This is a genomic window from Aeromonas sp. ANP5 (assembly GCF_963870295.1).
Lineage (GTDB): Bacteria > Pseudomonadota > Gammaproteobacteria > Enterobacterales > Aeromonadaceae > Aeromonas > Aeromonas veronii.
This window is the reverse complement of the sequence record NZ_CAWMRY010000029.1, coordinates 41,715-62,784: the sequence shown is the minus strand read 5'-3', so window position 1 is coordinate 62,784 and position 21,070 is coordinate 41,715. Positions and strand designations below refer to the sequence as shown.

General features: G+C 55.8%; 13 protein-coding genes. 12 read left to right on the top strand and 1 reads right to left on the bottom strand.

Translation table 11 applies throughout. The annotated features are described in order from the left end of the window. The first annotated feature begins 5 nt into the window (after nt 1–5). The 10 genes from AACT07_RS16070 (at nt 6) to nfo (ending at nt 17,610) form a co-directional block, all read left to right on the top strand. Nucleotides 6–1,670: a hypothetical protein gene (locus tag AACT07_RS16070; protein WP_253182269.1), complete on the top strand. Its 1,665-nt coding sequence runs from the start codon at nt 6–8 to the stop codon at nt 1,668–1,670. Next, nucleotides 1,667–3,208 (top strand): phage tail tip fiber protein, encoded by a 1,542-nt coding sequence (locus tag AACT07_RS16065; RefSeq protein ID WP_069528854.1) that lies wholly within the window; start codon nt 1,667–1,669, stop codon nt 3,206–3,208. Before AACT07_RS16070 ends, AACT07_RS16065 begins: the two co-directional genes overlap by 4 nt. Next, nucleotides 3,186–3,569: a hypothetical protein gene (locus AACT07_RS16060; RefSeq protein ID WP_069528853.1), complete on the top strand. Its 384-nt coding sequence runs from the start codon at nt 3,186–3,188 to the stop codon at nt 3,567–3,569. Before AACT07_RS16065 ends, AACT07_RS16060 begins: the two co-directional genes overlap by 23 nt. A gap of 9 nt (nt 3,570–3,578) precedes the next feature. Continuing rightward, nucleotides 3,579–4,211 (top strand): hypothetical protein, encoded by a 633-nt coding sequence (locus AACT07_RS16055; protein WP_069528852.1) that lies wholly within the window; start codon nt 3,579–3,581, stop codon nt 4,209–4,211. Nucleotides 4,212–4,219: 8 nt separating this feature from the next. Next, nucleotides 4,220–4,594: a hypothetical protein gene (locus AACT07_RS16050; protein WP_069528851.1), complete on the top strand. Its 375-nt coding sequence runs from the start codon at nt 4,220–4,222 to the stop codon at nt 4,592–4,594. Nucleotides 4,595–4,844: 250 nt separating this feature from the next. Beyond that, nucleotides 4,845–6,245, top strand: a complete 1,401-nt coding sequence (locus AACT07_RS16045; RefSeq protein WP_253182268.1) for a hypothetical protein — start codon at nt 4,845–4,847, stop codon at nt 6,243–6,245. Between the two features lie 299 nt (nt 6,246–6,544). Further along, nucleotides 6,545–7,015 carry a hypothetical protein gene (locus AACT07_RS16040; RefSeq protein ID WP_069528848.1) on the top strand — a complete coding sequence of 157 codons (471 nt, stop codon included), beginning with the start codon at nt 6,545–6,547 and terminating at the stop codon, nt 7,013–7,015. A 215-nt stretch (nt 7,016–7,230) separates the two neighbouring features. Further along, complete coding sequence (locus AACT07_RS16035; RefSeq protein ID WP_069528838.1) at nt 7,231–15,669, top strand: LPD38 domain-containing protein; 8,439 nt, start codon at nt 7,231–7,233, stop codon at nt 15,667–15,669. 61 nt (nt 15,670–15,730) lie between these two features. Beyond that, entirely contained in the window at nt 15,731–15,937 is a 207-nt protein-coding gene (locus AACT07_RS16030) for a hypothetical protein (protein WP_069528836.1), read from the top strand. Nucleotides 15,938–16,767: 830 nt separating this feature from the next. Next, nucleotides 16,768–17,610, top strand: a complete 843-nt coding sequence (gene nfo, locus AACT07_RS16025; protein ID WP_064338070.1) for a deoxyribonuclease IV — start codon at nt 16,768–16,770, stop codon at nt 17,608–17,610. Nucleotides 17,611–17,703: 93 nt separating this feature from the next. Here the strand turns inward: nfo and AACT07_RS16020 are convergent, their stop codons facing one another. Next, the gene (locus AACT07_RS16020; RefSeq protein WP_040068074.1) at nt 17,704–18,609 is read right to left on the bottom strand and encodes a LysR substrate-binding domain-containing protein; all 906 of its coding nucleotides are present in this window, start codon (nt 18,607–18,609) and stop codon (nt 17,704–17,706) included. A 102-nt stretch (nt 18,610–18,711) separates the two neighbouring features. Between AACT07_RS16020 and AACT07_RS16015 the strand changes: the two genes are divergently transcribed. Both AACT07_RS16015 and lpxM read left to right on the top strand, forming a co-directional pair. Then, nucleotides 18,712–19,704 (top strand): TDT family transporter, encoded by a 993-nt coding sequence (locus AACT07_RS16015; RefSeq protein WP_069528832.1) that lies wholly within the window; start codon nt 18,712–18,714, stop codon nt 19,702–19,704. Between the two features lie 258 nt (nt 19,705–19,962). Next, nucleotides 19,963–20,952 (top strand): lauroyl-Kdo(2)-lipid IV(A) myristoyltransferase, encoded by a 990-nt coding sequence (gene lpxM, locus AACT07_RS16010; RefSeq protein ID WP_069528870.1) that lies wholly within the window; start codon nt 19,963–19,965, stop codon nt 20,950–20,952. Nucleotides 20,953–21,070: the final 118 nt, after the last annotated feature.

Sequence of the window (21,070 nt, the reverse complement as noted above, 5' to 3'; positions counted from 1 at the left end):
CAATCATGGCCCTGCTCTCACGAGTGGGGCTTTTTTGTTTCCGTTTGCCGGAGCATCTGATGCCACTTATCGATATTGTGACCATGCGAGGCATGATACCACGCGTGGCGGGCCACCTATTGCCAGATGAAGCAGCAGAGCTGGCGCGGGATTGCGCATTCGACCGCGGGATTATCACCCCGCTGTGTGACGATCTTGGTGTGGGTGTTCAGTTGCCATTTACGCCAAAGACAATCTTCCACTACTACGGCGAATTCTGGTTTGCCTGGAGTGGATTGGTTGAGGTGATGCGCTCACCCATTGCACTGGACAGGTACAATCGGGTCTACTTCACGGATGGCGCTTATCCGAAGCTGACATATGACGCGATCGCCACTGGCGGTAGCAACAAGCCAACTGCTTGGTACCGCCTTGGTGTGCCGGCGCCGACAACCCCGCCAGGTGTGCAGTCGATTACCCCGCCATCCGGTGGCAAGGATGATGATCCCACCGATGATGAAACCCGGTTCTATGTCGAAACCTATGTCACCGGGCTGGGAGAGGAGGGGGCTCCAGGCCCTGCTAGCGGCAAAGCCACAATCACCATTCCTGGCTCAACTGTATCTGTGTCACTCTCGCCAGCACCGACCAACAACAGTAATGTAACTCGCAGGCGCCTTTATCGGTCCGTGTCCGGAGCTGGGATAGCGGATTATCTTCTGGTTGCCGACCTCCCCATCTCCTTCACATCGTATATCGACAGCAAAAAAGATGGCGAGCTCGGGCCTGTACTTGAGACCTACGGCTACACCATGCCGCCAGACAAGATGCGGGGCATCTGTCAGATGGCAAACGGGATATGCGCAGGGTTTGTCGGCAATACCGTGCTGTTCTCCGAGCCTTACCTTCCCTATGCGTGGCCTGAAAAGTACAAGTTGACCACCGAGCATGACATTGTGGCTATTGCGGCCATTGATACCGCTCTGGTGGTGGGCACCAAGGGTTATCCCTATCTGTTTCAGGGCGCGTCTCCATCATCCATCACCGGTCAAAAGCTCTCGTCAGTGCAGCAGGCGTGCGTGAGCGCCCGCTCCATGGTCGCGCTCGATGGGGTGGTGCTGTATGCCTCGCCGGATGGTCTTGTTGGCGTGGGGGCTGATGGCGGCCATCTGGTGACGGAAAGTCTGATCACCCGCGAGCAGTGGCAGGCGTTGCAGCCGGAAACCATGAGGGCATGGTACAGCGAAGGCAAGTATGTCGCGCTGACTGATAGCCACGGCTTTGTGTTCGACCCCAAATCTGGTGACTTTCGCTGGCTGTCTGGGCGATGGGATGCTGCGGTTCCGGATATGCAGATGGATGCACTGATGATCGCCAAGGGGGCCGAGCTCTTTAAGTGGCGAGGCGGAAGCAAGGCGCTGACGATGCGATGGCGGTCAAAACTGTTTGTTCTGCCGCGATGGCAACGGATAGGTTGCGCCAAGGTGACTGCTGATGACATAACTCAGGTTGGGGTTGCCCTGAGGGTTGATGGTGAGGAGGTGTTCAGACTGCCGATTGGTCAGGTTCCCTCAACCGGCTTTCGCCTGCCTCCGCTGCGCGGCGATCGTTGGCAGATTGAGGTGGAGGGTAGTAGCGTAGTGGATCGCATCACCCTTGGCGGAAGCATGGCGGAGGTGTCGTTGCAATGAGTCGTGCCACGTTCCGGGCCAGCAGTACCCAGCAGGGCCTGACAGAAAACATGCAAATCCTGACCGGTCAGAAAGGTGACCGTCTGGATAAAGCGCTGACGCTGCGAGAAGCTGCAGCCATCGGCATGATCAACCTGCGTCGCAATGGGAGTGGGGTGGTGGTGCCAGAATTACCACCAGACAAGCCAACCGATCCTGAATGGTCTGGGGTTCAGACGCCAACTGCCCCGGTGAATGTGACAGCAGATGGTGCCTTTCATACCATTACGCTCACATGGGACGCCCCTTCCTACAAGGGGCATGCGTTTGCTGAGATATGGCGATCCAGCAAGAACAACGTATCAACGGCCGTGCGAGTGGGCACCACGCTGGCTAACGTTTATTCCGATTCGGTAGGCAAAGGGTTCAAGGCGTTTTACTGGGTCAGGTTTGTCAACAAGAACAGCATGGAGGGGCCTTACCATAGCACAGGCGGCCTTTATGCCGAGACCAGTCGGGATATTCAGGACATCATTGACGAGCTCGATGGCCAAATAAAGCTCAGTCATTTTGATGCATGGCTAAAGCAGGATTATGAGGGGGTAAAGGAAACGGCGGCCAGCTTGGAGAGTGGCGTTGGCAGTATGTGGGCCGTCAAAGCGAGCGCTGGCGAGATTAAGGCTGGCATTGGCCTGGTGGCTAAGTCAGACGGCACCAGCCAGGTGTTTCTCTCAGCCAGCCAAGTTTTTGTTTATGACCCAAACAATCCAAATGGGAGTACAGCTCCACTCTTAGCCATCGATCAGGGTAAGACCGTCATCCAAGAGGCGTTAATCAGAAAGGCCACCATCCAGATCATCCACTCCGAGAAGATTACGGCTGACTATATCAAGGCGGGGGTGAGCATCAGCGCCCCGCTGATCACTGGCGGCCAGTTCGATATGGGCAACGCCTTTATGTCTGGTGGTGCAGCTGGATTTGGCAAAGGCGGGCCATATAGTGGCTGGAACTGGGGCTGGCACACCATCATTTATGCAGATGGCAGCATATACACCAACAAGCTCAATGCCGAAGGTGGCTATGTTCGCAATATGACTATCGGCAACTGCACGATAGATCAGGACTGCGTTGTGAGTGGCACAGTGTATGCAGAGCGAATTGTTGGTGATGTGGCGGCGATAAAGTCGCTATACATGCAACAACCAAGCGGCCCATTCAGCATGTTCTTTAATGTGGCTCAGGCAAATTTTACCAGAGGGGTTATTGTCACAGGAATAAACATCAGCGCAGAAGGCTATTATTATGGTAGTGGTGGGCAGCCGTCAGAGGGTACCCGCTCTTGCACGGTAGTGTTTTACATGAATGGTGTGGAGTTTGGTAGATCGTCCGTGTCTGCCACCGGAGGATCAAACAAAGACTCTGCAACAGCCTGCGCAACAGCCACGTTGCCAGCTGGGGTTCGCGGACAGTTTCAAGTCTCGATACTTGGTGACGTGTCAGTATCACTTGTTGGCGCTGTAGCAATGGTGTTCAAACATGGCAGCGCCACTTTTGAGTAACCCTACCAGTTACATCAACCGCATCGCCAGCGATACAGGCAACCCAAGGCTATACGCCGAACTGCAAAGCGCCATCCGTAATCGGGTGGCGTTTTTGTTTGTGCGTGGCAGCGATGGTTTTGTGTTGAAGCCAGTCTCCGAGGCCGGGATCACGGGAGTAGTGGTATGGATTGGTTGGGGGGAGCGAGGAGCTATAGATCGCCATTTACCAGAAGTGAAACGCCTTGCGCGGATGATCGGGGCTCGGTGGCTTCGCTTCCATTCAGTAAGGAAAGGGTGGCTGAAAGTGGCGAACCGCCAGGGTTGGCAACGGCGACCCGACGATTCTGATGGGTTCTATGTCTTTCAAATTGACCTGTGAGGTGGGGTGATGGGCAAGGGTGGTTCGAACGAAATCAAGGAAACCGAGGCCCAGAAGGCCGCTGCCGCGGTGGCTTTGGAACAGTGGGAAATCTACAAGAACGATCTGCAGCAGTACGAAAACTTGTTCATGGACAAGGTAGAAGACCTAAACCGAGAGACTGAGTACGACAACATTGCCGGCACATCAGCATTGGGGACCGCCCAAGGGTTCGGTGAGGCTCGTGATGAGCTTTCGAATGCCTTAGCTGCTCAAGGGGCAGACCCAACGAGTGGTAAGTATCAGGCTCAGATGGATAAGCTGGAGACGGAGCAGGCCCTGAGCCAGAGCGATACAAGTAACCGAGCACAGTCTAGCCAGCAGGACAGGTATGTGGCGGGCCTCAAGGATGTGGTGAGCATTGGGGCTGGCCAAAAGGCTGAAGCGTTGGCGGGGATGGGGGATTTGGCGAACACCAGCCTTCGCAAGGCAGCCAATGATGCGCAGACCTCGTTTCAAAACAAGATGGCCACGGCCGGGCTTGTTGGATCCGTGGCTGGAGCCGGCACGGCGTATGGGCTCAAGGAGTTCAGGGCCGGTTCTGCTCCTGCAAGTAAGAAGATCAGCCCGACCGCATCCGTGCTTCAGGGCAAGGGGTATTAGGGGGAGCTATGGGGTTTGCCGCAGATACATTCGCTCGCATCACTCGTGAGCAGTTCCAGGATTGGAAGAATCGCTTCTACCCCAAGCAGAAGCAGTTGATGGAGTTGGCGACCAATGGGCAGTTGATGCGTGACCAGCTTGGGCGAGTGGATGCGAATAATGCTAATGCGTTGCGGTCAGCCCAGCAGGCTACGGCAAACCGCAACGCCCGCATGGGGGTGAGCGGCCATGCTAGCGATAACAGCCAGGGCTTGCGCATGGCATTGATGACGGCAGGTACTGAAAACGGCTTGCGGGAGCAGGAGCTGGCTCGCCAGATGGGGATTTTGACCGGTGCTGATGCTGGTTTGCGTGAGTCAGTTAAAACCGGGGGAGGCATGTAATGGGGTACGGACTACTTGATCTCGGTGCTCAGGCGCGGCAGCAGGGGATGATGGGGCTGCGTGATGCAGCTAACCGAGAATCGGAGATAGAGGTCGCCAACAAAAGTCTGAAGACCGCTCGTAGGGGGCAGTCAATGAGTGCAGTGGGGGCCGGAGCCGGTATAGGCACGATGGTTATGCCAGGTCTGGGGACTGTCGTCGGGGCGGGCATTGGCTTTTTGGCCGACAGCCTATTTTAAGGAGGGCGAAGGTGAAGGGCGTATCAGGATTAGCTGAAGGATTTCTGGCCGGCTTCAACACAATGGATCGCTACCAGCGTGGCCAGCAGGAAGAAGAGCGGTTAGATAAGGCGATGAGCCTGCGTGATGCCATGTGGCAGAACGAGCAGGAGCGGGAAAAGGTGGCGGATACGCGCTATCAGGAGGAGCTGGGTTACAGCCGTGGTCGCGACAAGGTTGCTGATGAGCGGGCAGATCGCCAGTTCGCGCTCACCGAGCGCCAGGTACAATCTGCTGAGGCCCGCGCCAACGCATCAGAGCGCAGAGCCGCGGCCAGTGAGGCTCGCCAGCAGCAGGAGTATGAATGGCAGCGAGAGCTTCGTAACAAGCAGCTCTTTCAGCAGGAAAATATGCCGATCATCCAGTCGGGTTGGCAGGCAGTGGCCGAAGGCAGGGATCCGGGTGATCAATTTTGGCGTGTTGTCCGTGATCCGCGGGCCGGCTCGTTCAACCCTGAACGCTATCTGCAGCAGGATTATGCCGAGGCGGGCAAAACCTTTGTCACCCATGCCGGCAACCTGATGCGCCAGGCTCAGGAGGGAAGGCTGGATCCCTCTACGCCGGAGGGACATGCCGGGGTCAACGATCCGGCGTTCATTCAAGCTGCAGGTACCCTATACCAGGAGGAGATCAACAAGGGGGTCGGGGACATTGACCCCGAGAGCGGGAAGACAATTAAGGCCAAGAAGCTCAGTAACATCATGGTGACCCCCGATGCTCGTGGTGTGGTGCTGGGTGTAGAAGTTACCTATGACGATGGCAGCACCGACATTCGACCGGTCACCAATAATCGCACCTCGGCACCGGATGACCAGCCCAAAGTTATCCCGCTCAACGACTTCTTGAAACCGGCTTATCAACGCGCCGCATTGTCCAAGCACATGATCAGCAATGCAGACCAGCTACGAACAGCTCTTGGATTGACGGCAGGCCCTGACCAGGCTGGCTATAAGAAAGCGATAACCGATCTTGAAAATCAGCATGGCCAGAACCGGGCGCGGGTCTCTGCCAGTAATACCGACGATAAAGATGCTCAGCTCGATGCGCTTGATGCTCAACTTGAGCAGAGCAAAGGTGTGTTGGCTGAGACATATGGTGTTGCCACCCCGCCGCAAGACGCAAGGAATAACCACCCGCTCAAAGAATGGGCTGGGGAGGATCCTGAACGGTTACAGTTCATCAAGGAGGCTCACCATCACGGCAAGCTCAACGGTTTACTTGATAGTCCGGCAAGGATGAACACGGCATTTGAGTTGTGGCGCCAGAATAGGGCCAAGCAGCAGGAGGCTGCTCAGGCTAACACGACAGCGACTCGTCTACGTGATGCCAGGCTGGAAGCCTATAAGGCAATGAGCCAAGCCCAAGGACATTAATAGGTATTTTGCTTTGACGCTATTTTGGTCTGGGAAAAAAAATTGATTGAATCCATCTTGGTTGCAAGAGGTCAACATGAGCCTGTATGGCATTGATTTTAAATCATTTTTACTGTGTAGATGAGCATTCGGTATCATGCAATTGATGCTTTTGTCAGTTTCTGTTTTGTGTGAATTCGCTTAGCTTGATTAAGCGTAGTAATTACGTTGAGTTCCATACTCATCTAGTTGCTAGCGCTGCTAGTTTAAATTTTGTTATTTTTCATGAATCATCAACATTAATATAGGGTGTTATAGATATGGGAAATAAAATCCTCAAGCTGAAATTTCAGGGCGAAAACTTTGGTTATGTGAAATTGACTAAAGGCAGTGACACCTTTTATGGGAATGGTTCAGAGGCAGAAGCCGTTGAATTCCAGTTGGAGAAATACAAAGATAGTAAAACTCAGTTTTATTTCAAAGTGGCAGGCACAAAAGATAGCTATTTGGATTTCAGCCCAACTTCTTCTGTGGTAAAAGTCACGAAGCCCTGGTTTAGCGTAGAAAGCTCCACAATTTGTGCCTGGGAGCTGGTTGGCAATGAGCTGCATGTTATTTATTCTGGGACAGACACAACCAAAGCAATTAGTCGTAGTAAAGCAGACCCACTATCAACGGCGCTGTATGCGAACTCCCCAATTGATGGTAATCACTGCACTGTTGAAATTCTGGATGCTACATCCAAAACTAAGAATGAGCATAAAGACGAGCTTCAGCACGCTCTAGTGTAGTCGGTGGTTATATAGCATTTGAAATGTGAGGATACCTCTCATTTTGTTTATAAGCTCAGTGAGCATGTGGGACGCTGAGGTTGCTTGAATTTTAATTATTCCAACGTTAGCATCTCCCCATAATCGACCAGTTTGTTTTTTGGTCGCCCGCATCTGAAAGCCCTGAGCAGTTCGCTGTTCGGGGCTTTTCTTTTTTACAAAACCCCGAGGACGACATGCATAAGCTTGGACTGCGTGAGGCTTTGCCACAGGCGCAAATATCCGATACCCGCACCGACCCCTTTTGGAACAACCTCGATAGCAACCTATCCGAAACCGCCTCTTCAGCATCATCTGCCACCAAACCTGCCCGAAATCTCGAGGTTGGGTTAGGGGATGTGGCTCGCGGGGTGGGGGCTGGGGCACTGGATCTGATTGGCGGCATTGGAGAGTTAGCGCACCAGGCAAGTGACTTCGGCAGGGAGAACGCCGGCAAGCAGGGTGGCGATTACCTAGAGCAGGCCCGGGCCAATATGGCCAGCAAGCTGAGCCCGGTACTGGACGTGGTCGCTGGTGTAGGAGAGTTGGCGCAGTCAGGTGCTGAGTCCCTGACCAAGGGAATGAGCAGTGATGCAAAGGAGGCGTTGGGCCGTAGGCTGGTCGATGAGACGTCTGAGGGGCGCTTGACCCTTGGCGATGGTGCTGGGGACATCGATGTATGGGCCATGAAGATGGCACAGGGCATTGGCTCTTTGGTACCGACCCTTCTGGCGGGCGGCGTGACCGGGGTAGCGGCTAAGGCCAGTATCGGGCGTGCTGTCACTACATCCATGCTCAAACGAGGGGCCACCAAGCAGGTTGCTGAGGCTGTCGCCGCTAAGACTGTATCCCGGCTGGCGACTGGGGCCGCGGTAACGACGGGGGCAACAGGCTCGGTTGGTAGCGCAGGGGTTAATACCCGGGAGACCGTGCTCAATATGAGCTTCGATGAGCTGGCGGCCAGTACCACGTTCCGGGAGGCGTTTGCTCGTATTGACGAAGACCAGCAGACCCAGCACCTCTCGGACGAGGACAAGCTGGCGCTGGCCAGGCAAGAGACTGCCAACGTTGCCAGCCGTGCCGCCATGAGTGATGCCAAGACATGGGGCGCGGCGGCTGTCGGCTCCATGATTGGTGATGCCATGCTGTTCAAGATGCTGGCCGGAAAGATGGCTGCTGGCGGCGTGCTGAAAGGGGCGGCGAAGGGGGCAGCAGGTGAGGGGATCAGCGAAACCATTGAGGAGGGTGTGCAGCAGTATGCAGTGAACGAGTCTCTGAACGAGATTGCCGGGGCGAACATTGAGCCAATGCAAGGGGTGCTTTCCAGTGCTCTGGAGGGCGGTCTCATTGGCATGGGGGCTGGTGGAGTCGTTGGCTCTGTCGGTGGCGCCAGAGGTGGCAAGCCCATTTCAACCGATGCCCGATCGGCAGAGCCAGGCTCTGTTGTCGATGGCTCCCCCATCTCGCCTGAGACGCCAGCGGATGTTGCACCTGCGGCAGCTACACAGGAGAGTGTGGATATTATGGCTGAGCCCGAGTTTGACGCAGATAAGTCGCCGTTAGGCGCTAGTTCCAGCAAGTTCGATGAACTGCGCGATGTGCCCGCTTACCTGCGTCAGGACGATACCGCTCAACGCTACAAGGGTATGGCTGCCGATAGCGAGGTTCAGCGAGCCCTGGCCGGTGAGTTTGGCCAGTCAGTGCAGGAGTTGGTTGCTTCACAGATGCAGGCCGGCACTCAGGGCAAGACCCTTTATGAGCGTGCCCAGGCCGACGAGCTCGGACTTGACCCGTTCGCTGGCAACAAGAGCACCCAGCAGGTGGCCATGGAGAACCAGCGCCAAGCCCTGCCACTCAAAGATGTGATCTTTGCTGGTGACGCCAATGCCGCTCGGGGGGTGACCAAGGAAGGCCACTTTGATGACAAGCAGGCCGGCACTGGCCCACAATTCCGTGGCGCAGAGCGCACTCGCTGGCAAAGCGGGCAGGAGGGGGATGTGTTGCCGTCAGAGACATCTTCCACCAAGCCTGCTGGCGAGCTGCCGGGCGCAGTGATTGAGGGTGAGGCTCGCGAGGTCGGCACCGAGTTGCCACACCGCAATGTGGTCTATGGGGCGGATCAGCGACAGCCTGATGCCAAACCGATGCGCGACACTACAACTGAATCGGAAATTGGCCCGCTCCAGACCCTCCGAATTACCCGCAAAGGCAAGCCATTTACCACTGAGAAAGAGGCGACTATGGCCAGCCGTAAGGGTAAAGAGGTTCCGGTGAAGCTCAAAGGTGGTGGATTTGGTGTTGCTGAACTGGCAGAGGTCGAGCAAGTTCAGCGCAGAGTGGTTGAATCTTCCGCCACCAATCAGGACGATACCGGTAACAGCGGAGCACTCCCTGCAGATAAGCACAATCACGAGGTGAATCATGACCAGCCTGCCGAGATACTTACGCTTAGCAGTGACCGACAAGGTGATCAGCCTGGAGCAAGCGCGCCAGATACAGCGAGTTCTGACCCATCCTCTGCCGAACTCATCAGCAGAACTGGAGCCGGAGATCCAGAAGGTCTCGCTGCTCCTATACCTACACCAGCTCGACAGCCGAGCGATGACCAAACACTGACGACCCCGGCCAAAGATGCCGGGGTTGTTGTTTCTGAGCCTGCCACAGAAGTAGAAGCCGCACGTGCTGATGTCGATACAGATCCGACGCCGGCACAGAAGGAGGCTGGTAACTACAAGAAAGGCCACCTCAGGTTGCACGGCCTGAACATCACTCTGGAAAACCCCAAGGGTTCAATCCGAAGCGGTGCTGATAAGGATGGTAAAGCTTGGCAGACCACCATGGCGCATGACTATGGCTACATCAAACGCACCGAAGGTGCAGATGGTGATCACGTCGATGTGTTTATTGGTGATCAGCATGCTAGTGACATGGTCTATGTCGTCGATCAAGTAGACCCCAAAACAGGCAAGTTTGATGAGCATAAAGCCATGCTGGGGTTTGCCGATGAGCAGTCCGCTCGGGAAGGCTATCTGGCTAACTATGAACCGGGGTGGCAAGGGCTTGGGGCGATCAAGGCTATGCCGGTTGAGGAGTTTAAAGACTGGCTGAGCAAGGGTGATACGACAAAGCCGGCAGTAGTTGAGAAGGGACACACCCGAGACAAGATCCATGACTTTGGTGAGAAGATCGGGGGCGCCCGTAAAGATACCTGGGCGGCGTACCGCGACACCTTGGAAGGCGAAAGCGCCGAACAGATAAAGGCGTTGCCCTTATCCAAAGCCTGGCCGGCGCCAGATTATGACAAGTTGGTGGCATCAGGAGTAGATCCCCACGCAGTTGCACTTGCCCGGGCTGCCCGCGACGCGATCCCCGCTAAGCCTCGAGTCAGCTACAAAGTAAGCCATTGGGCTCAAGCCGTGAAATCCCTGCGTGACTTATCCATGGGCCTGATGGACGGTTCTATTGATGCCAATGCGGCTAAACGGTTGATGTCTAATGCGGGCTTGCGCAGTGCCCATACCATTCACAACCGGGCTGAACTCTATCTGGCTGTCGGCCATCAACGAAGCCTGGCCGATCTGGAGCTTAGCCTTGGTAGTTACAGCCTGTTTGAGGGGGTTAAGCATGATCCCCCCATCGGCATCTGGACCATCAGCAGACAGAGCAAATCTACTAACTTTGGTCATTGGCCACGCACGATCGCATCTGGTTCGAGCAAGGCGGAGGTGCTTGCAAAGTTCAAGCGTCGATACGACGAATTGACCCAAGAGGTGAGTAAGCCTAAGGCTATCTCGTTCGACATTTACAGCCGCGGCAATGGGCAGGGCTGGATAATTGGCAAGAAAGTCGGCCGTAATCACCTTGACCTCACCGAGTCGTTCGACAACGTCAGCGACGCACGCAAATACCGAGTTGATCATTACGATGAGCTGGTCAGCAAGCTGGAGAGAGCCAAAGAGATCCCTCGTGAGCGCCGTGACATTAACCTGCCAAGAGTGGGTGAGGACATGCGGGGAGGGGAAGATGTTACCCCCGAACTGTTTGGGAAGGCGTTTGGCTTTCGTGGCGTCGAGTTTGGAAACTGGGTCGAGCAAGATCGGCGACAGCGTGACTTGAACAATGCCTACGATGCGCTGATGGATATGGCTGCTGTGCTTGGCATTTCACCTAAGTCGCTATCGCTAAATGGTGAGCTGGGACTGGCGTTTGGTGCGAGGGGCTCAGGGGGGGTTAACCCGGCAGCGGCTCACTATGAACCGGCTAAGGTGGTGATCAACCTGACCAAGATGAATGGCGCCGGGTCGCTTGGCCACGAGTGGTGGCATGCTCTTGATGGTTACTTCGCCAGAGCCGGGGGAGAGATAGGGACCGTGATGATGACGGAGGCCCGGGTGGTCGATCTCGCCGCCAGGGGAAGCCCGTACATCCATCGTGGCTCTGTTCGAAAGGAAATGATCGAGGCATTCGGGGCGGTCAATCGCGCAATCAAGCAAACGGCACTGAAGGAACGCTCGAAGAAGCTCGATAACAAACGCAGTAAAGCGTACTGGACCACAGACCCAGAACTCAGTGCCAGGGCCTTCGAGTCGTACTTGATTGCCAAGCTGCAAGACCAGGGCGCCAGTAACGACTATCTGGCCAACATCGTCAGTGAATCGGCCTGGGATGCTGAGGCTGCGCTGGGTATCCAACTTGAGGGTAGCTATCCGTACCCCACTGCAGGAGAGATCCCGGCAATCAGGGCGGGATTTGATCAGTTTTTTGACACCATTGAGGAGCGTGAGGAAGGTGATAAGCGGGTTCTCTTCTCCAAGCATGCCATTGCTGATGGGGATAAGCCTGCCAAGCACCTGACCCGTAAAGAAGCCGAGCTGGTTACACAGGCGTGGTTCAAGCAGTACAAGGGGGCCAGCGTAATCGATGTGCAGATCCACGCCACCCAGGCTGAGCTGGAGAAAGCGTTGGGTCTGCAGCCCAAAGATGGCCTGATACGCCGTGCCGCGTTTGATGATGACTCAGAAACCCTGCATGTGGCCGCAGACACCATTGCCAGCCCTAAACGGATGAGAGAGATCCTGCGCCACGAGGTGTTGGCACATTATGGCCTGGCCAAGGTGCTTGGTTCTGGCGATTACACAAAGCTGATCAGTCGGCTGCTCAAATCCAAGCAAGAGCCCAGTATGAAGGCGGTGTGGGACTGGGTAGAGACACATTATGCCGATGAAGATCTTGGTACTCAGGCAGAAGAAGTCATCGCTCACCTTGCTGAGCTTGAGCCCAGCGCATGGCGTAGGGGCTGGGATGCGGTAGTGGCATGGGTAACCAGAGCGTTGCGTGCGGTGGGCTTTATACCCGACGGGATCACCCCAGCTGAAATTCGGACTCTGATTGAGGCGCTGGCCAGCAAGATGAAACGTCCTGGTCGGCAGGACATTGGTCAGGACGGAAAGAAATTCAGCCAAGAGACGAGCTCTGGTAATGGGAGATTTACTCCTGACAAAACAGAGGCTGATAACTATCGGCAGCAGTTGGCAAAAGCAATGAGCTCACTTCGATCAGGTGATATTGCGATTGAGGTTGGTTCAACACCCGCAGTTCTCATGGCTGTCGGAGCCCCAAACCTAACAATGAGGGTGAGTCGGGATACGGTGCGCAAGGCGATAAACGGGGTGAAGCACGACGTAGATACAGCGACGGTAGAAGCCCTACCTGAATTATTAAGTGACCCACTGGCAATATTTGATTCGAAAACCCATCCAGGCGAATCACTCGTAGTGTTGCTGGATGCAAAAGACCAATCTGGCCGCTCAGTAGTAACCGCCATTCAATTAGGCGTTAGTGCAGGTAAGTATCTTGAAGTAAACAGAATTGCCAGTATTCATGGACGCCCTGACGAACAGGTTGGCCGATGGGTAGCGGATGGCGTGACAAAGTACATAAAGAAAAACCACCCTAGCTCTTTACTCACCGGGCTGCAATTGCCCTTAGGTTCAAGCATGGATGGTTCAATCCCGAATGTACTGAGCGAGGACGATATTGTCAAACCGGGCCTGAAATTCAGCCAAACTCATTCCGCCGCGGACAAGGCGATGGAAAAGCTCAATCTGGGCCCCAGGCCCGACATCATCGATAAGACCAAGGCCAATCTGGACAAGCTGCGCAAGGTTGATCGGGGCCTTGTCGAGTCATGGCTAGATCGCTTTATCAAGAAGGCCAACACCGAATTACTCGATGCGCTGGCCCCTATCAAGTACGCAGAAGATTCCGCCGGCATAACGGATGCCGCTGATTCCGGCTATGTAGCGGCCAGAATGGCAACCGGGGCAGCCTCAACCATGCAGGCCACCATGCTCTATGGTCTGCCAGAGTGGAAGGATGGGGTGATCCAGCGAAAGGCTGGTACTGGTGAAAAAGATGCCCTGTTGGGCATTTTTTCTGACCTTGGAAAAGATCTTCACAACTGGTTGGGCTGGATGGCTGGCCACCGGGCAGAAATCCTTATGGCACAAGGGCGAGAAAACCTGCTTGATGCCAACGACATTGCTGCGCTCAAGGCCCTGGGTAACGGGAAAGAGGCCAAATTCCAGGATGCCAAAGCTCGCTGGAACCGTCTCAACGCAGCCACCTTGGATTTGGCGCAGGAGGCCGGGCTCTTCTCCAAGGAGGCTCGTGCAGAGTTCGAGAGCGAATGGTACATCCCGTTTTTCCGTGAAACCGAGGAGGGCGATGTGTTGGCACCATTCAAACAGAAGGGGATTGCCAACCAGAATGCCGGGATTAAGAAACTCAAAGGCGGTGAAGCCAATACGAACGATCTGCTCGAGAACATCTTTGCCTCCACCTCCAAGTTGATTGACGCCTCGATGAAGAACATGGCGGCTCAGAAGACCATTTGGAACTTGGCTGATACGGGCATTATTGAGGTAGTCGCCAAGCCAAACTTGATGGACTGGCGGGCCCTCAAGAACGGTAAGAATCTCATTACCGTGAAGCTGGAAGGGGAGGATTACATGATCCGTGTGGAGGACCCTGACCTCTATCGCGCCATGACATTCTTCGACCGCCAGCCCTTCGGGTCGATGGTCAATATGGCTTCTAAGGCCAAGCGCTTGTTGACGGCCGGGGTGACGGCCTCGCCGGAGTTCATGCTGCGCAACTTCCTGCGGGACTCTCTCTCCGGCTGGGTGATCAGCAAGGATGGCTTCAAGCCGGTGATTGACTCGATCAGAGGGGTGAGAAAAACCCTGGCAGTTGATGGCAGCACAATCGATGTGATGTTCAGCGGCGCCAGTTTCCTTGGGGGCTACGTCAATGGCAACGCGCCTTCTGCCATGGCCGATGCTGTGCGCAAGTCGCTGCGCCGTAAGGGCATGACCCCAGAACAGATCACCCGCTACGAAAAATCCATCATCCGCAACGCAGCTCAGGCGAAAGGGATCATTGCTGACGCCTGGGATAAGTACAGCCGTATTGGCGAGGCCCTGGAGAACGCAAACCGTGAGGCGGTCTATGAGGCCGCAATCAAAGCCGGCAAGGGGCACGCACAAGCAGCCTTTGAATCAAAAGACCTGATGGACTTCTCCATGATGGGGAGCGCTCGGTTTATCCAGGCGGCCTCAATGGTCTTGCCGTTCTTTAACGCACGCCTGCAGGGGCTGGGAAAGTTGACCCGGGAGATGCATGGCAACCCTCGTGATCTGGTTAAACGAGCAGGCATGATCACGGCCATGTCGCTGGGTTTACTGGCCATCAACTGGGATGACGAACGTTATGAGGAGGTACCTGACTGGGACAAAGATGCGAACTGGCACTTCTTTATCGGTGATCAGCATTGGCGTATTCCCAAGCCCTTTGAGATCGGCGTGTTGTTCGGGACCATCCCGGAGCGCATGGTGCGTGCCATGGGCGACAAGGACACCGGAGCCCAATTTGGCAAAGCGGTTGCCCGGGCCATCGGGGATACCTTCGCGCTCAACCCAACCCCTCAAATTGTGAAGCCTCTTGTAGAGGCCGCATTCAACTATGACACCTTCCGGGGTGGGTCTATCGACGGGCCACAAGATCTAAACCTGATTGCAGAGGCACGCTACAACGAGCAAACCAGTTTGCTGATGCGCGAGCTTGGCGAGCTGTCTGGCTTATCGCCCAAGCAGCTTGAGCATCTGGTTATTGGTTACACCGGCACGATGGGCAGCTACGTCATGGCTGCAGCAGATGGTTTAATCCGAACAACCCAGCCTGGTGAGTCAGCTGCTTGGCGGGCAGACGAAATCCCTTTACTGAAAGCAATCTATCGAGGGACTGGGCCGGCAAAATCCACGCAGCATTTAGAAGAGTTCTACCAGATGCTGAACGAGGTCAATCAGCTCAAGCGAACAATTGACCAATACCGTAGAGAAGGGCGGATTGAAGCAGCAAACACGCTCTTGGCATCGAGTGGGGAATTGCTGAAATCACGGCAGAGCCTGGGGCGGACGCAGCAGAAGATCCGGGTTCTCCGGAACAAGATTGAGCTCATCCAGAGGGACAAGACCTTAGATGCTGAGCAGAAGCGCCGGCGGATTGATGAGCTCTTGGCTCGTCGCAATGACTTGGCATACCACGCTGTCAATAAGAATCGGCCTTTATGGGAATAGCGGCTCTGTTCAGATTGGAAACGCCGGGATTAGGCTGACCTATTCCAAAGGAGGGTTCGCCATGTGGTTGTTACTGGCCATCATTTGTATGGCTGTCGCACTGAAAGCGGCAAGTTTCAGTTTCACGATTGCTCTGATACCGGCCGCTCTCGGGTGCTGGTGCTTCAGCAAATCCAACAGAGAAAGCCTGGAAACCTTCATGGCGTGGATGTTCTTTCTCTGTTTGTTGGGGTTTGGGCTCACCTTGTTGATTTCAATATTCCGTTAGGCTGTGGGCTCATACCTGCGTTAAGCAACAATTTCCATTGTCCTTTCGATAGCTTCGAGTGCTGTCCTCAGTGTTTCCTCAAGATGTTAGATTTTCCTCTTGCTATGCCTTTGTTCGGTTTCCTACGGCCGTAAGGACGGAGGGCAAAAGCGGGAGACTACTGCATGGAATCAATACTGGAGGAGCTCGAGAGGTATCTTGAGAGTTTGGATCTGGCACCTCAGGAAGCTCATACAATCTCGCTTTTTCTGGTAAGGCTTCGTGAAGAGGCTATGAGACAGGAAGTGTGATAACCCTTAACTCAACCCGCCATCGGCGGGTTTTTGTATCGAGGGCTAATTGAGGCCAGAAAACGGTGGGTCATCCGTGGGTCATATATGGGTCATAAAATGGGTCAAACTGTTTCGATGTGTTGCAGCCGGTTTTTGTTACTTATTGATAAATAGAGATTTTATTCTTACTTGTTTGATCTGTTTTTACGTTCAAGGGTTTGGCTTCAAGATGCCCTTCTAAGGCGACTCTCCCCGCGCATTCTTGCTCCCTTGTCGCTGGCCATTCGGGTCACGGCAAGGGGGACGGCCGAGAGACCCAAAGACGCAGCGTTATTGCTCAGGCGATACGCTGCGTTTTTTATGGGCGCCATGCTGGCGTGGACGGGCTCTAACTATCCCTTCTGGGGAGAGGTTGCTACAGAGCAGGCCGATTGCGCCATGAAACGCAGCCGCTTTGCCAAGGCAGCGCTATTTGTCGATACCCGCTATCGGATATCCCGGTTTGGCGTGGCTGGGCGGGATCGGCATAATGGCGGCTTGCCGTATTGAGGAGATTGTATGAAATATATTGGAGCCCACGTCAGTGCGGCCGGTGGGGTGGAGAATACCATCGCCCGCGCCCAGGCCATCGGGGCCAACGCGTTTGCCCTCTTTACCAAGAATCAACGTCAGTGGCAGGCGGCCCCCTTGTCGGATGCCACCATCCGTGCCTTCAAGGCGGCTTGTGACAAGGCCGGTTTTCTGCCGGAGCAGATCCTGCCCCACGACAGCTATCTCATCAATCTGGGCCACCCGGATCCCGATGGTCTGGCCAAATCCCGCGATGCGTTTCTCGACGAGATGAAGCGCTGCGAGCTGCTGGGGCTTTGTTATCTGAACTTCCACCCCGGTAGCCATCTCAAGCAGATCCCAGAGGCGGCCAGCCTCAAGCTGGTGAGCGAGTCCATCAACTGGGCGTTGGAGCGCAGTGAAGGGGTGACGGCGGTGATCGAGAATACCGCCGGGCAGGGGACCAACCTCGGCTGGTCGTTCGAGCACCTCGCCACCATCATCGAGGGGGTGGAGGACAAGAGCCGGGTCGGGATCTGTTTCGATACTTGCCACGCCTTTGCCGCTGGCTACGATCTGCGTACCGCAGAGAGCTGCGCTGCCGTCTTTGCCGAGTTCGACCGTACGGTGGGTTTTCACTATCTCAAGGGGATGCATATCAACGGCGCCAAGTGCACCTTCGGTAGCCGGGTCGATCGCCACCACAGCTTGCGGGAGGGCAATCTGGGAGAGGCAGTATTCCACCACATCATGAATGATGATCGCTTCGATCGCATTCCGCTGATCCTCGAGACCATAGACGAGTCTATTTGGGGCGAGGAGATCAGCTGGTTGCGCAGTCTGGCGAAGTGATACTCAGAAGCGAATCAAAGAGAGGGAGCCGTGGCTCCCTCTCTGCTTTTTCCCATTGGTGTGCAGGTCTGCGAGCGGCGCTCCGAGCGGGCGTTACTCTGCGCGGCTCACCTCGGCATCCTTCACCTGAGCCCGGCAGAAGTGGATAAAGTGGCGCAGGGAGGTGGAGTGGTACTTCTGCTTGTGCCAGATAAGGGAGAGCTGGCGCGGGAAGCGCCGGGAGAGGGGCAGGGCGATCAGCCGCCCATCTGCCAGGCGATCCGAGGCTGCCAGCCGGGAGATAAAGGAGATGCCAAGCCCCTTCTCCACCGCCAGCATCACCGCCTCTAGGGTGTTGAGTTCAAGCCCTGGTTGCCAGCGGGGCAGCTCGGGCTGGATCTGCTGGATAAATTGCTCGCGGCTGCCCGATTGCGCTTCACGCAGCACCCAGGTCTCGCCCCCCAGTCGGGAGAGGGAGAGCTCCTTCTTGTTGGCAAGCGGGTGACCGGGTGGCGCCACCACCAGCATCTCGTCCTGCAGCCAGGGTTCGGCGAGCAGGTCGGGGTGGTGGTTCTCCCCCTCGATCAGTGCCATATCCAGCTCGAAGTTGGCCAGCGCATGGCAGAGCAGGTGAGTGTTGTTGATGGTCACCTTGGGGGGGAGTCCCAGCTCCTGTTTGCTGCTGGCGAGCAGGGTGGGGAGCAGGTAGTTGCCGATGGTCTGGCTGGCACCAAGGCGCAGCTGGCCGCTCGGCTCGGCATCGGGGCTGAACAGGTTCTCGATATCCTGCATCCGGGTCAGCAGCTCTTCGGCGGCCGGTTGCAGCAGGCGCCCCTCGTTGTTGAGCTGCAATCTGGGGTGAATGCGGTCAAACAACGGGGTGGAGAGCTGGCGCTCCAGCTCCTGCAGCGACTGGGAGACGGCCCCCTTGCTCAGACAGAGCTCGTTGGCGGCAAGGCCAAGGTTTCCATAGCGGGCAATGGTGGCGAACACTTTCAGCTGCTGCAGGGTCAGTTTCATCGTGTTTGGTTTTCCTGAATGATTGATTTAATTCATTTAGATATCGTAAACGATAAGGGGCTATTATCCTATCGCCATAGTCATCAATAGAAAGGTGTCATCATGATCGCAAGAACCCGTAAATCACTGGCTGCCGCCCCAACCCCCATGGCGGGTCTGGCGCTGGGCATCGCCAGCCTTGGTTGGTGTTGGGAAAATGCCGGTCACTTCGATGGCCGGATGCAACTGCTGGGTGCTGCCATTGCGGCTGTGCTGCTGGTGATCCTGACCTTCAAGTTTCTGCTTCATCCCCGCCTGCTGTTGCAGGATCTCGCTCACCCCGTGGTGGGCAGTGTGGTACCGACCTATGCCATGGGCACCATGGTGGTCTCCAAAGCGCTCGGTATGATTGCGCCGCAAGCGGGCGAGGCCCTCTGGCTGTTTGCTGTTGCAGTTCACCTGCTGTTCCTGGCCACTTTTATCTGGCATCGCGCCAAAGAGTTTGAAATCCACCACATGGTGCCGAGCTGGTTCGTGCCGCCAGTGGGGATCATCGTGGCTGACGTCGCCTTCCCGGGTGGTCAGTTTGCCCCGCTGGCCAACGGTCTGCTCTGGTTCGGGATCATCTGCTATGGCCTGATGCTGCCGCTGATGCTCTATCGCCTGATCTTCAGCCATGAAGTGCCGGATGCCGCCAAACCGACCATCGCCATTCTAGCGGCCCCTGCCAGCCTCTCTCTGGCCGGTTACCTGACCGTCAGCCAGGAGCCGTCACTGCTGCTGGTGGCCGTGCTGTTGGGGATTGCCATCCTGATGACCGGCATCATCTATCTGGCCTTCATCAAACTGCTGCGTCTGCCCTTTTCGCCGGGTTATGCCGCCTTCACCTTCCCGCTGGTGATCGGTGCCACCGCCCTGTTCAAAGTGGCTCATTTGGTTGAAGGGTTGGCGCAAGGGAGTCACTACGTCGAGCAGATCAGACTGCTGGCCCACTTCGAGTTGGGGGTGGCTACCGTCATCGTCGGGTATGTGGCACTGCGTTACCTGATGTTTTTTCTGCCGCAGCGTAATACCGAAATGAATAACGGCATGGCCCGCCAGGGTGCTCACCGTTAAATCTTGAAGAAGATGTGACATCGGGAAATGGATAAGCAGTGCGCTCCGAGAGCGACGGGATAAACGACCAGTCATACGATGGATGGACAAAGATCCTCCACCCTGGTTGTGTAACGAGCAAAATGCCCCGCAGTGCGGGGCATTTTTTTATGGTTTTTTGATGTGGCGCCCATGGCGGGCTATTTGCCATGGATTTAACTGGTATTACCTGTCAGGACGACTACAATGCAGCACCACTTTTTCGCTCGACCCCAATACATGTCGTCCCAAGATCCCGTATTTGACTCCTCCTTTGAAGCCCGTTTTCTGCATCCCCGCTACTGGTTCAGCTGGCTGGCGCTCGGTGTGCTGATGCTGCTCGCCTTTGTGCCGGTGCGATTGCGCGACCGTTTGGCCGAAGCCTTGGCACCGCTGGTGTTTCGTATCTCGAAAAAACAGATCTATATCGCCAGAACCAATCTGGAGATCTGCTTCCCGGACAAGAGCCCGGAAGAGCGGGATGCCATTGCACTGACCTCGATCCGGGTCGGCCTCAAGAGTCTGTTGGGATTTGGCGAGTTCACCATGCGCAGTCAGCGTTATCTGATGAGCCGGATGCAGGTGATCGGTTGGGAGCATATCGAGGCGGAGCGGGCTGCCGGCCGTCCGGTGATCCTGGTGGTGCCCCATACCTGGCCGGTGGATGCCGCCGGTTACTGCTTCACCCAGCGCGGGGTGCCGATGTGCACCATGATGAAACGGGCGCGCAATCCGGTGTTTGACTGGCACCTCAACCGTGCACGAGCCAAGAACGGTTGCCGCGTCTATGAGCGCAGCGCCGGGATCAAGGCGGTGATCAGGACCATCAAGAGCGGTCGCAGCTTCTTCTATCTGCCGGATCAGGATCATGGCCGCGAGAAGAGCATCTTCGCCCCCTTCTTTGGCTATCCCAAAGCGACCCTGCCTGCCTTGCCCCGTCTGGTGCAGGTCAGTGGCGCCAAGGCGGTGCCGCTGCTCGCCTGCTATGACGAAGCGAACCACTGCTACCGGCTGGAGATTGAGGCACCGTTCGACAACTATCCCACCGAGGATGTGATGGCCGATACCTGTCGGATGAACGACATGGTGCAACAGCAGCTGATGCGCCATCCGGGTCAATACATGTGGTTCCTCAAGATCTTCGATACCCGTGAAGATCAGGAGGGGCTGGATGGCCTTTACGAGGCGGGGATCCAGCGGATCCGCAAGGGATTGTCGCCCCACGGCTGACCCAGAATTTGGATTGATTGAAATGGCCCCAGGTGGGCCATTTTTTATGATAACTAGTCTGATCAGTGCCTTGCAGGTCGATGGCCAGCCTCCCCAGGGTAGAAAAAAATGTCAGGAT